Genomic DNA, 13,340 nt, shown 5'->3' on the forward strand with positions numbered 1-13,340 from the left:
TGGCAATGAAAAATTTGTTAACCCATAACCCATAAACGATAACCGAAAACAAAAACCTTTGTGCCTTAGCGCCTTCGTGGCCAATGAAAAATTTGCTAACCCATAACCGAAAGCAAAAACCTTCGTGTCTTAGCGCCTTCGTGGCCAATGAAAAACTTGTTAACCCATAACCCATAACCAAAAAAAAAAGAGTCCAAACATAAAGTCTGGACTCTTAAAATAACACACATAAGAGAAATAATTCAATTACTTCTCCTTTCGAAACAATCTTTTAAGCAATATAGAAATACCATAACTAACAACAGCACCAATAATGGCTAGTAAAATAGTTCTGATGAAATCATCCGAATTTAAATTCGGAAGTACACTTAAAAAAGTACCGCTGGCAGTCCCTACTAGGGAATTATTACTACTCTGCATTGGCATTGGGTTTAGATTCACTAGTCAATTGACTAACTGCGGATAAGACACCACCAGCAACAGCCAAATAACCGCCTAGTGTCACAATCGTAAAGGGTAAGGCTACAGGAGCAGCAACAATAGTGCTACCAATAGCTGCCATAGCAAGTCCAATAGTACGAAGTAATTTAAAAAATTTCGGAGTAGGAGCCTTAGCTCGTTTTATAATAGTCATAATTTTATTTTTTTATAATTCCGATGAGGAATAAGATTGAACAAGTAATAAAATACTCTCTTTCGTTTCTAGTTCAGGATAAACCAGTGTTTTAAGCTTGTTGAAAGCTTTTTTAGACTGGATTCCAGAACCGGCACCCGAAAGTTGACTCACAGGAGCAATACACCCCCGAAGCTCCGATAAGGCATGGTTCGCAGGATGAAATAATATCAAGCTTCTTTGAGGAACTTGTAAAATTTCAAAATGCCAACCAAATCGCTTACTGTAGCGTTTTACTATAAAATATTCCCCCTCTGGAATACAAGAAACTTGAGGTATATTATCTTTATAAGGCAATTCAATCGTATAACAGATCAACCGACCTTGACAAACAAGTTTCCCGTTAGTGCCTTCGGGGAAATAGGTTCGGGTTAAAACCAAAACCATTTTTAAAGTCCGCTTACGGCAACTAAAGCCAAAGGATTATAAGCACCATTTTTTAAGGCATACATTTGACCATTAACCTCCTGATAAAACTCCATACCTAAAGCAAGAAAAAGAGGTTTAATGCTATTAGCTGTAACAGTATTAACGTGATTAATAGCTACTGTCGGAGTCATATTCCAAGGCAATGGAGCGGTTTCCTTACTAGCAGAAACAAACGTTTCAGCCTCAAAATCAACCTCACTACCTCCTGAAATTATTTTAAAATGAGTCGTTCCAGAAGGAGCAGAAATCATAGTTGAAGGCACAAAAGGAGCAATAGTGATTGATAATTCACCACTAACACGATCAATGTTTTTAACATACGGTACAAAGAGACAGGAACCTAAAGTACTGTTAATGTTGAAATCAAATCCGTTGAGTAACTCCGCTTCGCCGTCAATTACATTTCGCAAACCACGTATGCTGGTAGTGTCGGCTTGAATAACCTTAATCATAGACTGAGTCAAACGGCTCACCATTCTACTGTCAGAAGAGTTCAAAAGCAAGGTACGTAATGACAATCGTAACGTTTTGCCTGCCTTTCCAGCTCTGCCAAATTCAGATCCATTTTCTCGTGTACGTTGAAAAGCAGGGTCGTTTGCAATTCTTTTAGCATCAAGCCCCCCTTTTTCGCGGGCCAAATGACCGTCCTTAGTTTTATAAAAAGTAATATCCCCGATAGTACCTCTTAATTTAATTATACCTTTTTGCTGGGCCATAATTTTTAATATTAAGTGTAGATGTATAAAATGTTAGGTACATTTTTTCAAACCTGATAAAACCAATTTCGATGCATCTAAAAGCGGATTTAAAGTACAAATATTTCTATAATTAATTAAAAATCAAAGCAGTAGGGTTCGAAAAAGACCATAAAGGACCAATACGATCATAACGGCCTATTTTGACACAACACAATTCTGTATTTCATTGGGAAATAGTGTTCAATAACTTTTATCAAGCCACATTTTAATACCAATTAACAATGTCTATTACTTTAAACCAGCTAGATTATTTATTCCTAATCCATAAAAAAAAGGGAATTTTCCCTATCTAATTCCGTTATCTAATTCCCCTCCTTTGGAGGGGTGCCCGCCGCGGCGGGTGGGGTGGTAACTATCGAACCCCAAACCCCAAACCCCAAACCCCAAACCCCAAACCCCAAACCCCAAACCCCAAACCCCAAACCCTGAGCGAAGCCAAACGGTTCATCAAGCAAAAAAGTAAAAATTGGATGTAACAACAACACCCAGATCGGGTAATCTTCTGCAGTGCCAACAACCAAAACTAATAGCCAAGATGTGCACGAGCAAGTTCAATAGGTTAAGAATAATAGTTAAAAAAGTTTTTATTGTAATTACGCCAGAGAAGGACTCGAGGGTTTACCCAAATACGCGAAGTAAACGCAACAAACGAGAGCAGCAAACAAAGATTCTTCCTTCGTCAGAATGACAAATTTGGAGCGTTAAAAGTATTTTTTTAATTACACTGTGCTCACGCTAGAAATAGCAAAACCGATAATAGATAACTCATAACTAATAACCGAAAATCTTCGTGCCTTAGCGCCTTCGTGGCTAAACACAAACTTGCTACCGCATAACAGAAAACAGAAAACAGAAAACAGAAAACAGATAACTCATAACCGAAAATAGTTTTCATTAGCAATCGTAAGTCCGCCCTTAAATTAAAAACGTCAAAAAACAACGAAAAAACAGAGTGGCAGCGCTCCGCGAGTTGAGCCTTTTGGCGAACGGCTCGGGGCGTGGAACGGCGTTTTGAGGTAGTTTTTAAGTTTTGAATTTTCAGGCAGTGATTTTTTTGTTTCTTTTTTCATCAAGGAAAAAAGAAAAAGCATGATGAAAAATCCGATAGGCGATAATATTTTCCGTGCTAACAACCAAAATTATGGGCACGAGCAAGATTCTCACTGTCAAGGTCATTAAGTTAAGGATAATAGTTAAAAAAGTTTTTTTGTAATTCCGACAAAGGAGGACTCAAGGGTTACCGGAACAGGCGAAGCAATGACAACAAACGAGAGCAACAAACAAAGATTCTTCCTTCGTCAGAATTACAAATTTGGAGCGTTAAAAGTATTTTTTAATAACATTGTGCTCACGCTAGAAATAGCAAAACCGATAATAGATAACTCATAACTAATAACCGAAAACCTTCGTGCCTTAGCGCCTTCGTGGCTAAACACAAACTTGCTACCGCATAACAGAAAACAGAAAACAGAAAACAGAAAACAGAAAACAGATAACTCATAACCGAAAATAGTTTTCATTAGCAATCGTAAGTCCGCCCTTAAATTAAAAACGTCAAAAAACAACGAAAAAACAGAGTGGCAGCGCTCCGCGAGTTGAGCCTTTTGGCGAACGGCTCGGGGCGTGGAACGGCGTTTTGAGGTAGTTTTTAAGTTTTGAATTTTCAGGCAGTGATTTTTTTGTTTCTTTTTTCATCAAGGAAAAAAGAAAAAGCATGATGAAAAATCCGATAGGCGATAATATTTTCCGTGCTAACAACCAAAATTATGGGCACGAGCAAGATTCTCACTGTCAAGGTCATTAAGTTAAGGATAATAGTTAAAAAAGTTTTTTTGTAATTCCGACAAAGGAGGACTCAAGGGTTACCGGAACAGGCAAAGCAATGACAACAAACGAGAGCAACAAACAAAGATTCTTCCTTCGTCAGAATGACAAATTTGGAGCGTTAAAAGTATTTTTTAATTACACTGTGCTCACGCTAGAAATAGCAAAACCGAAAACTTTATCATTATCAAACTTGACTATTGATAACGATAACATAAAATCTATTACTCATAACCCACAACCCATATACGGTATAAGCGATAATAAAAACCTTAGTGGCTTAGCGCCTTAGTGGCTAAACACCAACTTTCTTTCGCATAACCCATACGGTATAACGAAAATAAAAAACCTTAGTGGCTTAGCGCCTTAGTGGCTAAACACAAACTTTCTTTCGCATAACATAAAACCTATTAATCATAACCCATACCGTATAACGAAAATAAAAACCTTAGTGCCTTAGTGGTTAAACAAAAACTTGCTTACGCATAACGTAAAACTGATAACCCATAATCTTCATCATCCAAAACAAATTACAATATTCAATAGTAATACCACATACAAAATAAGTATTTCCTTATTAAATAATATTCCATAACTTTGAAAAGCACATGCTACTACTGCTGCAAATCAAAGTAGAGATACTAGCAGGCAAAAGCATGGTTAAAGCATAGATAAAGCATGAAAACAGAACTGAAAAGAGTATGTATTTACCCAAAAGACGTTCAGCGGATCACAGGCAAAAGTTATCGATATGCTCGATTACTTTTAATAACTATTAAAAAGCAGTTAGACAAACAAGATCATCAGTTCGTGAGTATTGAAGAGTTTTGTTTGTATACAGGCTTAAAATTAGAACTGGTACAACCGCTAATATTGGGTTAAAATTTTGAGAAAAAAAACTCATATTAGTTTATTTGCAACAGATAAACCAGTTCAAAAACCAGTTCAAGCAATCATTGATTCTCCAATTAAATAGGCAGTGTAGGAATGTTAATATTACAAAACAATAAAATTCATAAGTCACTTAGGGGATCAGGTAGAACCAGCAAGGTTTTAATTAGTAATTGAGAATTTTATTTTTGTAAATACGGATTTATGTTTTTTTTAAATGAATAAACAATTTTTGCTTGTCTAGAGGAATAGTTAATTTATTAACTATTTTTGCAGAGGTAGGATCAGACAAGAATAATTCTAAAAAAAGCTTTTATCGATCCTATGAAATAGTTATTCATAGTGTTCTTAAAGTAAAAAGTGCTTTTTAGAGCTTTATAAAACCATTGTAACGTTGATGTAGTGGAAGGAATAAGTGGTAACTACCAATGTTTATTGGAGCAAAATGAAAAAAAGAAGATGAAAAAAAGAATACTAGTTACAGGAGCGAATGGACAATTGGGTTCAGAACTGAGACAAATAGCGATAAGTAAAACCCAGTACGAATGGATTTTTACGGATTACCAAGAATTGGATCTGTGTGATTTAAATAGTTTAGAGTCTAAATTAACGGAAATAAATCCGCAAATCATTATTAATTGCGCTGCACATACTGCTGTTGATAAAGCAGAAACGGAAGTGGAACTTTCGGATGTATTGAATCATCAGTCGGTAGCGATTTTGGGTAAATGGAGTCAGGCGAATGATTGTAAATTAATACACGTTTCTACAGATTATGTTTTCGACGGAAACTCAGCCGTGCCGCTGACCGAAACAGCACAAACGAATCCTATTAATGTATATGGGGTTACTAAATTAGCAGGTGAAAAAGCAGTTTTGGAGCAAAACCCAAACGCAATAATTATACGTACTTCATGGGTTTATTCGAGCTTCGGAAATAATTTTGTTAAAACCATGTCTCGAGTAATGCAAGAAAGGGACAGTCTAAATGTCGTTAATGATCAAATAGGAAGTCCTACCTATGCAGCTGATTTAGCACAAGCCATTATGACTATCATCGAACATAAAAATTGGCAACCTGGTATTTATAATTTTTCGAATCAAGGTGAAATTAGTTGGTATGAATTTGCTGTAGCGATTCAAGAAATAGGTGGATTTAATTGTGAACTTGGCGGAATTTCCGCTTCTAATTATCCCACACCTGCAAAACGTCCAGCTTATTCTTTATTGGATAAAAGTAAAATAAAAGCTACTTTTGGCGTCGTTGTACCTGAGTATAAAGAAAGTTTAAGGAAATGTATGGAATTATTATAAATTCTAACGAAACAATTCGTAACAATTCAGTTTAATTAGCAATAATTCGTAAAATTTGTAACTAAATGAAAAAGATTTTAATCACCGGTGGTGCCGGCTTTATAGGTTCGCATGTTGTAAGACGTTTTGTAAATAAATATCCAGAATATAAGATCTTTAATTTGGATGCTTTAACCTATGCGGGAAATTTAGAAAACATCACAGATATTGAAAACGCTCCAAATTACACCTTTATAAAAGGGGATATTGTAGATGCCACTTTTATAGATGCCCTTTTTAGGGAACATCAATTTGATGGGGTGTTACATCTTGCTGCAGAGTCTCATGTGGATCGTTCCATCACTGATCCATTATCTTTTGTGAAAACAAATGTGATTGGAACCGTAAATTTGTTAAACGCTGCCAAAATGATATGGAAGGACAATAGCAAGGACAAGCGTTTTTACCATATCAGTACCGATGAAGTGTATGGTAGCTTAGGTGCAGAAGGGTTGTTTACAGAAACTACGGCCTATGATCCTAACTCTCCTTACTCTGCTTCAAAAGCAAGTTCAGACCATTTTGTCAGAGCCTATGGCGAAACCTATGATTTTCCGTATGTATTGACAAACTGCTCGAATAATTACGGTCCTTTTCATTTCCCTGAAAAACTAATTCCGTTATTCATTAACAATATTATTCAAAACAAGCCTTTGCCAGTATATGGCGACGGAAAATATACCCGCGATTGGCTGTTTGTAGAAGATCATGCTGTGGCGATCGATTTAGTTTTTCACGAAGGAGTGAACCATGATACTTATAATATTGGGGGCTTCAACGAATGGCAGAACATTGATTTGGTTAAATTACTATGCAAAATAATGGATGAAAAGTTAGGGAGAGCTGTAGGAACTTCAGAACAATTGATTGCCTATGTAAAAGATCGTCCGGGACATGATTTACGTTATGCCATTGATGCATCAAAAATAAATAAAGAATTGGGTTGGAAACCTTCTGTTACATTTGAACAAGGATTAGAAAAAACGGTAAATTGGTATCTGGAAAACGAGACCTGGTTGAATAACATTACTTCTGGGGAATACGCAACTTATTACAAAAAACAATACGCGAATTGAAACGAATTTAAAGAGAATTGTAACGAATGGATGTAGCCAATAAAATCCTTTATAAAGAAGAAAGCTTCGCTATTATTGGGGCTTGTATGAAAGTGCATCGTACATTGGGAGCAGGATTTTTGGAAGCAGTTTACGAAGAAGCATTGGAAAGAGAATTTCAAAATCTGAAAATTCCTTTTAAAAGACAAGTTAAATTGGATTTATATTACGACAATCAGAAGTTAAAAAAACAGTATAGAGCTGATTTTATTTGCTATGATGAAATTATAGTAGAAATAAAAGCAGTGTCACAAATGCCTGTTGCATTTTATTTACAATTACAAAACTATTTAAAATGCACAAAGACCGAGTTAGGAATGTTGATCAATTTTGGCACTCCTTCCTTAACTTATAAGAGAATAATTAATTTGAAATAATTCGAAATAATTCGCAAAATTAGCACAAAATGAAAGGAATTATATTAGCCGGAGGTTCAGGTACACGCTTACACCCACTAACATTAGCGATGAGCAAGCAAATGATGCCGGTTTACGACAAGCCAATGATTTATTATCCGTTATCCACTTTGATGATGGCAGGAATAAACGAAATATTAATTATTTCTACGCCACATGATTTGCCCAATTTCAAAAAATTGTTAGGCGATGGAAGTGCAATTGGATGCAAATTCAGTTATGCAGAGCAAGCAATTCCTAATGGATTGGCACAAGCTTTTGTCATAGGAGAAGAATTTATAGGCAAGGATAGTGTAGCCTTAGTTTTAGGCGATAATATTTTCTTTGGTGCCAATATGGATCAATTGCTTAAATCGAACACGAAACCGGATGGAGGAGTGGTTTTTGCATATCATGTTTCAGATCCGGAGCGATACGGTGTGGTTGAATTTGATAAAGAGCTAAACGCGCTGTCTATTGAAGAAAAACCATTGAAACCTAAGTCAAATTATGCAGTACCAGGTTTGTATTTTTATGATAATTCAGTAGTTGAAATTGCCAAAAACATTAAACCAAGTGCTCGTGGCGAATATGAAATCACGGATGTTAATAAAGTGTATTTAGAAAAAGGAGCTTTGAAGGTAGGTATTTTAAGCAGGGGAACAGCTTGGTTGGATACCGGAACTTTTAATAGCTTGATGCAAGCAGGGCAGTTTGTTCAGGTAATAGAAGAACGTCAAGGCTTGAAAGTAGGCTGTATTGAAGAAATTGCTTGGAGACAAGGTTTTATAAATGAAAAACAATTAAAGGATCTTGCAGAACCATTGGTTAAATCAGGTTATGGAGAATATCTTTTGGGACTGATTAAACAAAAGGAATAAATAGAGAAATGCTGCGATTAGCATTTATTAAAGAAAATATAGAGTCACGACCGTTGTGGAAACCATTACATTTGCAACCTATTTTTAGTAAATATACCTATTTTGGGATGAAAAATGCGGAATCCATTTTTGAAAATGGTCTTTGCCTTCCATCAGGTCCCATTATTACAGAAAAGGAAAAAGAAAGAATTCAACTTGTTGTTAATGAATTGTTTAATTGTATATAAAACGTTGTTAAAAAAAAATAGTATTTAGGCTTCGGTACCAGAATTAATTGCATACGGCTAGTTTTCAGACAGAAATATTTAAATCTTACAAATTAAATAAATAAGATTTTTTTTTCACTTCATTAAATGTTATTTTTGAAGTATTGAAAAGAACTAATTTTAAAAAAAAGAATACTTTGAGTACCAATAAAAAATTTGATTTAAAAGCCTTAACTTCTCTGTTCTTTTCTAGAGAAAATCTAAAGTTTAACATTCATAATTTAGGATATTTACCACGATGGGTAATTATTCTAATCGATATATCCGTGCTTTTGTTAGCATTCTTTTTTACAATTCTTATTTTTAGAGGAACAGGACTGAACTATATTATTACTACTCATATTTTTATTTTTACATCACTTTTCTTTGCGGTAAATATATTTTTTTTCTGGTTGTTCAGGACATATTCAGGAATTATTAGGCACTCGTCCTATATTGATGCGGTAAAGATTTTGTTTTCTCAAATAGGAGTCCTTCTCGTATTCCTTTTTATAAACTTTCTATATGAGTTTTTGTATGGAGCTAAGGTTTTTTTAAACACTGCTTTCTTTATTAATGTCGTACTATCTTTTTGTGGGCTTTTTGTTTACAGAGTAATAATAAAACAAACTTTTGAACTTTATTTTTCAGAAATAGGTAAAGAAAAATTATCACGTACGATTATATATGGTACAGATGCCAACGCTATTTCAGTTGCCAACGCACTAAAATTTGAAACGCCAAGTCGATTTAAGATTGTTGGTTTTGTAGATAAAAACAATCAGAACGCCTCTAAAAGGATGTTAGATTTGCCTATACTGGTTCAAAAGAAAAAACTACCTACTTTAATGCGTTCTATAGGTGCAGAAGCGGTAATTATAGCAGACAAAAGTTTAACAAAAGAGGAACAATTGGTTATCATTGATCAATGTTTAGAATTCAATTACAAAGTCTACATCGTACCTTTGATTACCAACTGGGAAAACCAAAAAGAAATCTCTCAAAAAGTAAAAACCATACAAATTGAGGATTTGTTAGACAGAAAACCAATTGTACTTGACAGCAAACTAATTTCAAAACAATTAAAAGAAAAAACGATTTTAATTACTGGTGCTGCCGGTTCGATAGGAAGTGAAATCGCAAGACAAGTTTTGCTTTTTAAACCTAAAAAAATTATTCTTTTAGATCAAGCAGAAACTCCTTTGCATCATTTGCAATTAGAAACAGAACTTTTAAACTCGACTACAAAAATTATTTCTTTAGTGGCAGATATAAGAAATAAAGAGGCGATGAATTCTGTTTTTAAAAAATACACCCCGCAAGTTGTTTTTCATGCAGCTGCATATAAACATGTGCCTTTGATGGAGCAAAATCCTTCGCAAGCTATTCTAACAAATATTGAGGGGACAAAAAATATAGCAGACTTATCTTGTTTGTATAAAGTCAATAAATTTGTAATGGTTTCTACAGATAAGGCTGTGAATCCAAGTAATGTGATGGGAGCTAGCAAGAGAATAGCTGAAAAATACGTACAATCATTACATGCAACAAATCAAAAATTAGAAGGAGAGAAATGCACCAAATTTATCACAACTCGTTTTGGTAATGTATTAGGATCTAATGGATCTGTAGTGCCTTTATTTACTAAACAAATTGCAGCAGGTGGCCCTGTTACCATCACACATGCAGACATAATTAGATATTTTATGACTATTCCTGAGGCTTGTCAATTAGTTTTAGAGGCAGGCGCAATGGGGAACGGAGGCGAGATTTACATTTTTGATATGGGAAAACCAGTTAAAATTATAGATTTAGCGAGAAAGATGATTAAACTAGCTGGTTTTATTCCAGAGAAAGACATTGAAATTAAAATAGTTGGTTTAAGACCTGGTGAGAAATTATATGAAGAATTACTAAATGATACTTCAAAAACATTGCCTACTTATCATGAAAAAATTATGATTGCAGAAGATATTCAAGATGATTTTGAAACGTTAAAAAAGGATATCGACGATTTGATTCATAAAGCCAATTTCTTAGGGAAAGAAGATGTTGTCATGCAGATGAAAAAAATTGTTCCCGAATTTAAAAGTATGAATTCTACATTTCAATTGTTGGATAAATAAGAGAAAAATATAAATTGTTACATAGTGAAGTTCACAGAGTTTTTTCTTTGTGAACTTTTTTTATTTTTGAAAAGAGTTAATGTATTGTTGTTTTATTAAATAGCAAGAAGTAGTAATTTCAATTTATTCTAAACTCCTATATTTAAATCTTTAGAATAGAAAAATTAATAAATGCGAATTATTCAATTAATAGATTCATTAGAAGCAGGAGGTGCAGAACGCATGGCGGTCAGCTATGCTAATGCTTTGTCTAAAGAAATTGAATTTTCAGGTTTAATTGCAACTCGGAAACAGGGTCCTCTTGTGAATTTGATCGAAAAGGAAGTTGCTTATTTTTTTTTAAACAGAAAAAGTACGCTAGATATCGCTTCCTTATTTAGACTGCGTTCCTACATTAAAAACAATAATATTACAATTGTTCAGGCACATTCTTCTTCCTTCTTTTTGGCTTTTTTACTCAAATTAATTTATCCTCGTGTACAGTTAATTTGGCACGATCATTATGGGAATAGTGAATTCTTATCTAAAAGACCTACGGGAATTTTAAGAGCAATAATTCCGTTTTTTTCAGGAGTGGTAGTGGTAAATCATAATCTCAAAGATTGGTGTAAACAGCGATTAAAAATAGCAAATATTATTTTCCTTCCTAATTTTGTGGAAAGTGAAAATAAAACCCCTTCGGAAACTATTTTAAAAGGAATTGCTGGTAAGAGAATAGTATGTCTCGCTAATTTAAGAAGTCAAAAAAATCATTATTTTTTGATTGAAGTAGCCAAAAAGCTAAAATTTTCTCATCCTGATTGGACTTTTCATTTGGTGGGTAAAGATTTCTTAGATGATTATTCTCGTGAAATTAAGGCTTTAATAGTCGCTTCTAATTTAGAAAAAAAGGTGTTCCTTTACGGCAGTAAGCAAGATGTTGGAAATATTATAGATCAGGCTTCCATTTGTATTCTTACCTCCAAATCAGAAGGATTACCAGTTTCACTTTTAGAATACGGTTTGCATAAAAAGCCTGTTGTTGTTACTAATGTTGGCGATGTTTCTACAGTGATTCAAAAGAATGTAAATGGCTTTCTTGTAGAGTCGGATCAAATCGAGGTTTTTTACGACTCGATTGTAAAGTTGATTGCAAATGATAAATTACAAATAGACTTTGGTTTGGCACTCTACAAAACAATTGTGGAGAATTACAGTGAAGAGTCCGTGATTAAAATATATATAAATTGGTTGCAAAATAGTTGTAAATGAAAAAAGAGGATCAATCTTATCTTTATTTAATACTTTTCCATGTAGTTGTGGGCGCATTAGGATTTATAGTTCCTTTTACCTCAAAAATATATGGATATTCTATTTTTATTTTTGGACTATATTATATTATTAAAAATAAAAATAGAAATAACGAAGCGCTTATTGCAGCTGCTTATGTTGTTGGGAGTGAAGTATTCTTGAGAATGACTGATGGGAATCCGCTGTATGAGATTTCTAAGTATGGAGTGATTGTTTTTATTTTATTAGGAATGTATTTTAGTAGTTTTTCTAAACAAGCTCTACCATATTGGATATTTCTTCTTCTATTAGTTCCTAGTATCATTATTTCTACTTATGCCTTAAATTTTGATACAAATATTCGTAAAGCAATCGCTTTTAATATTTCAGGTCCCGTTTGTCTAGGAGTAGCTTCTTTATATACTATGGGAAGGAAAATTTCATTAGATGAAATAAATACGGTTTTACTCAGTATGGGCTTGCCTATTTTAAGTTGTGTAATATATTTAATTTTATACACACCCAATCTTCAAGAAGTCATAACAGGTACAGAATCTAATTTTGAAACCTCTGGAGGTTTTGGCCCTAATCAAGTAGCTACTATTTTGGGATTAGGAATGTTTATATTTTTTTCACGATTCATATTGGATTCTAAAACCAAATTGCAAATCATAGTTAACTTATTTATTGCTCTTAATATTATGTATCGTGGGATGTTGACTTTTTCACGAGGCGGAATGATTACGGGTTTTTTAATGATTCTTTTATTACTAATATTTTTATATTTTAAATCAAATCAAGCTGGAAAGTTTAAATTGAGTTATATTATGGTTTTCTTAGGTTTTGCTATGATGGCAACTTGGACCTATACTTCATTTCAAACCGACGGATTAATTAATAAACGATATTCCAATCAAGATGCCGCCGGAAGAGTCAAAGAAAGTCAATTTACGGGTCGAGAAGAAATAGCAAGAAGTGAAATTGAGATTTTTTTAAAAAACCCTATTTTTGGTGTTGGCGTAGGGAAAGGAACTGAAGTTCGTAAAGCAGAAACCGGTATAAAAGCGGCATCTCATGATGAGATAACTCGTATGCTGGCTGAACATGGTACTTTAGGGATATTTGCCTTATTGATTTTGGTAGTTACCCCTTTGGTTTTATTTTTGCAGAATAATTTCAATATGTTTTTATTGTGCTTTGTTTTTTTCTGGTTTTTAACAATCAATCATGCTGCAATGAGGATAGCCGCACCTGCATTCGTTTATTCCTTAGCACTATTAAATGTGCAGTTGGGCTTACCCAAAAAACGGATTCCAAACAATTAGATCATTTTACTTTGGTTAAAAGGGATTATTAGTCTTAACTTTAGCTAAAGCCTAAC

14 protein-coding genes are annotated in these 13,340 nt (G+C 33.9%); 10 read left to right on the forward strand and 4 right to left on the reverse strand.

What is annotated here, in order from left to right; genetic code table 11:
* Window positions 1-246: 246 nt before the first annotated feature.
* From H2650_RS06965 to H2650_RS06980, 4 genes are all read right to left on the reverse strand, one after another.
* The gene (locus H2650_RS06965) at window positions 247-420 is read right to left on the reverse strand and encodes a hypothetical protein (protein WP_188050022.1); all 174 of its coding nucleotides are present in this window, start codon (window positions 418-420) and stop codon (window positions 247-249) included.
* Window positions 410-634 (reverse strand): hypothetical protein, encoded by a 225-nt coding sequence (locus tag H2650_RS06970; protein ID WP_188050023.1) that lies wholly within the window; start codon window positions 632-634, stop codon window positions 410-412. The genes H2650_RS06965 and H2650_RS06970 overlap by 11 nt, the downstream gene beginning before the upstream one ends.
* A gap of 12 nt (window positions 635-646) precedes the next feature.
* Window positions 647-991 carry a DUF5675 family protein gene (locus H2650_RS06975; protein WP_370566819.1) on the reverse strand — a complete coding sequence of 115 codons (345 nt, stop codon included), beginning with the start codon at window positions 989-991 and terminating at the stop codon, window positions 647-649.
* Window positions 992-1,062: 71 nt separating this feature from the next.
* The gene (locus tag H2650_RS06980; protein ID WP_188050027.1) at window positions 1,063-1,818 is read right to left on the reverse strand and encodes a hypothetical protein; all 756 of its coding nucleotides are present in this window, start codon (window positions 1,816-1,818) and stop codon (window positions 1,063-1,065) included.
* 1,924 nt (window positions 1,819-3,742) lie between these two features.
* Between H2650_RS06980 and H2650_RS06985 the strand changes: the two genes are divergently transcribed.
* The 10 genes from H2650_RS06985 to H2650_RS07030 all read left to right on the forward strand — a co-directional run bounded on the left by H2650_RS06985 (window position 3,743) and on the right by H2650_RS07030 (window position 13,284).
* The gene (locus H2650_RS06985; protein ID WP_188050029.1) at window positions 3,743-3,976 is read left to right on the forward strand and encodes a hypothetical protein; all 234 of its coding nucleotides are present in this window, start codon (window positions 3,743-3,745) and stop codon (window positions 3,974-3,976) included.
* Window positions 3,977-4,362: 386 nt separating this feature from the next.
* Complete coding sequence (locus H2650_RS06990; RefSeq protein ID WP_188050031.1) at window positions 4,363-4,566, forward strand: hypothetical protein; 204 nt, start codon at window positions 4,363-4,365, stop codon at window positions 4,564-4,566.
* Window positions 4,567-5,010: 444 nt separating this feature from the next.
* A complete protein-coding gene (rfbD, locus tag H2650_RS06995; RefSeq protein WP_255462818.1) occupies window positions 5,011-5,889 on the forward strand; it encodes a dTDP-4-dehydrorhamnose reductase in 879 nt (292 codons plus the stop codon).
* A 65-nt stretch (window positions 5,890-5,954) separates the two neighbouring features.
* Window positions 5,955-7,004 (forward strand): dTDP-glucose 4,6-dehydratase, encoded by a 1,050-nt coding sequence (rfbB, locus tag H2650_RS07000; protein WP_188050034.1) that lies wholly within the window; start codon window positions 5,955-5,957, stop codon window positions 7,002-7,004.
* 26 nt (window positions 7,005-7,030) lie between these two features.
* On the forward strand, window positions 7,031-7,420 hold the full coding sequence (locus tag H2650_RS07005; protein WP_188050035.1) for a GxxExxY protein: 390 nt from the start codon (window positions 7,031-7,033) through the stop codon (window positions 7,418-7,420).
* A 29-nt stretch (window positions 7,421-7,449) separates the two neighbouring features.
* Complete coding sequence (gene rfbA / locus H2650_RS07010; protein WP_188050037.1) at window positions 7,450-8,319, forward strand: glucose-1-phosphate thymidylyltransferase RfbA; 870 nt, start codon at window positions 7,450-7,452, stop codon at window positions 8,317-8,319.
* Between the two features lie 8 nt (window positions 8,320-8,327).
* On the forward strand, window positions 8,328-8,546 hold the full coding sequence (locus H2650_RS07015; protein WP_188050039.1) for a DegT/DnrJ/EryC1/StrS family aminotransferase: 219 nt from the start codon (window positions 8,328-8,330) through the stop codon (window positions 8,544-8,546).
* Between the two features lie 176 nt (window positions 8,547-8,722).
* Entirely contained in the window at window positions 8,723-10,690 is a 1,968-nt protein-coding gene (locus tag H2650_RS07020; RefSeq protein ID WP_188050041.1) for a nucleoside-diphosphate sugar epimerase/dehydratase, read from the forward strand.
* A 171-nt stretch (window positions 10,691-10,861) separates the two neighbouring features.
* Window positions 10,862-11,941, forward strand: coding sequence for a glycosyltransferase family 4 protein (locus H2650_RS07025; RefSeq protein ID WP_188050043.1), 1,080 nt, complete (start codon window positions 10,862-10,864; stop codon window positions 11,939-11,941).
* A complete protein-coding gene (locus tag H2650_RS07030) occupies window positions 11,938-13,284 on the forward strand; it encodes an O-antigen ligase (protein WP_188050044.1) in 1,347 nt (448 codons plus the stop codon). The genes H2650_RS07025 and H2650_RS07030 overlap by 4 nt, the downstream gene beginning before the upstream one ends.
* The last annotated feature ends 56 nt before the right edge of the window (window positions 13,285-13,340 follow it).

The sequence above is a fragment of the Flavobacterium sp. GP15 genome (genome assembly GCF_014281985.1).
GTDB lineage: Bacteria > Bacteroidota > Bacteroidia > Flavobacteriales > Flavobacteriaceae > Flavobacterium > Flavobacterium pygoscelis.

Excerpts from the sequence above, each read along its gene's own strand:
- H2650_RS06965 (WP_188050022.1), bottom strand. The coding sequence starts at position 420 with ATGCAGAGTAGTAATAATTCCCTAGTAGGGACTGCCAGCGGTACTTTT.
- H2650_RS06970 (WP_188050023.1), bottom strand. The coding sequence starts at position 634 with ATGACTATTATAAAACGAGCTAAGGCTCCTACTCCGAAATTTTTTAAA.
- H2650_RS06980 (WP_188050027.1), bottom strand. The coding sequence starts at position 1,818 with ATGGCCCAGCAAAAAGGTATAATTAAATTAAGAGGTACTATCGGGGAT.
- H2650_RS06985 (WP_188050029.1), top strand. The coding sequence starts at position 3,743 with ATGACAACAAACGAGAGCAACAAACAAAGATTCTTCCTTCGTCAGAAT.
- H2650_RS06990 (WP_188050031.1), top strand. The coding sequence starts at position 4,363 with ATGAAAACAGAACTGAAAAGAGTATGTATTTACCCAAAAGACGTTCAG.
- rfbB (WP_188050034.1), top strand. The coding sequence starts at position 5,955 with ATGAAAAAGATTTTAATCACCGGTGGTGCCGGCTTTATAGGTTCGCAT.
- H2650_RS07005 (WP_188050035.1), top strand. The coding sequence starts at position 7,031 with ATGGATGTAGCCAATAAAATCCTTTATAAAGAAGAAAGCTTCGCTATT.
- rfbA (WP_188050037.1), top strand. The coding sequence starts at position 7,450 with ATGAAAGGAATTATATTAGCCGGAGGTTCAGGTACACGCTTACACCCA.
- H2650_RS07015 (WP_188050039.1), top strand. The coding sequence starts at position 8,328 with ATGCTGCGATTAGCATTTATTAAAGAAAATATAGAGTCACGACCGTTG.
- H2650_RS07025 (WP_188050043.1), top strand. The coding sequence starts at position 10,862 with ATGCGAATTATTCAATTAATAGATTCATTAGAAGCAGGAGGTGCAGAA.
- H2650_RS07030 (WP_188050044.1), top strand. The coding sequence starts at position 11,938 with ATGAAAAAAGAGGATCAATCTTATCTTTATTTAATACTTTTCCATGTA.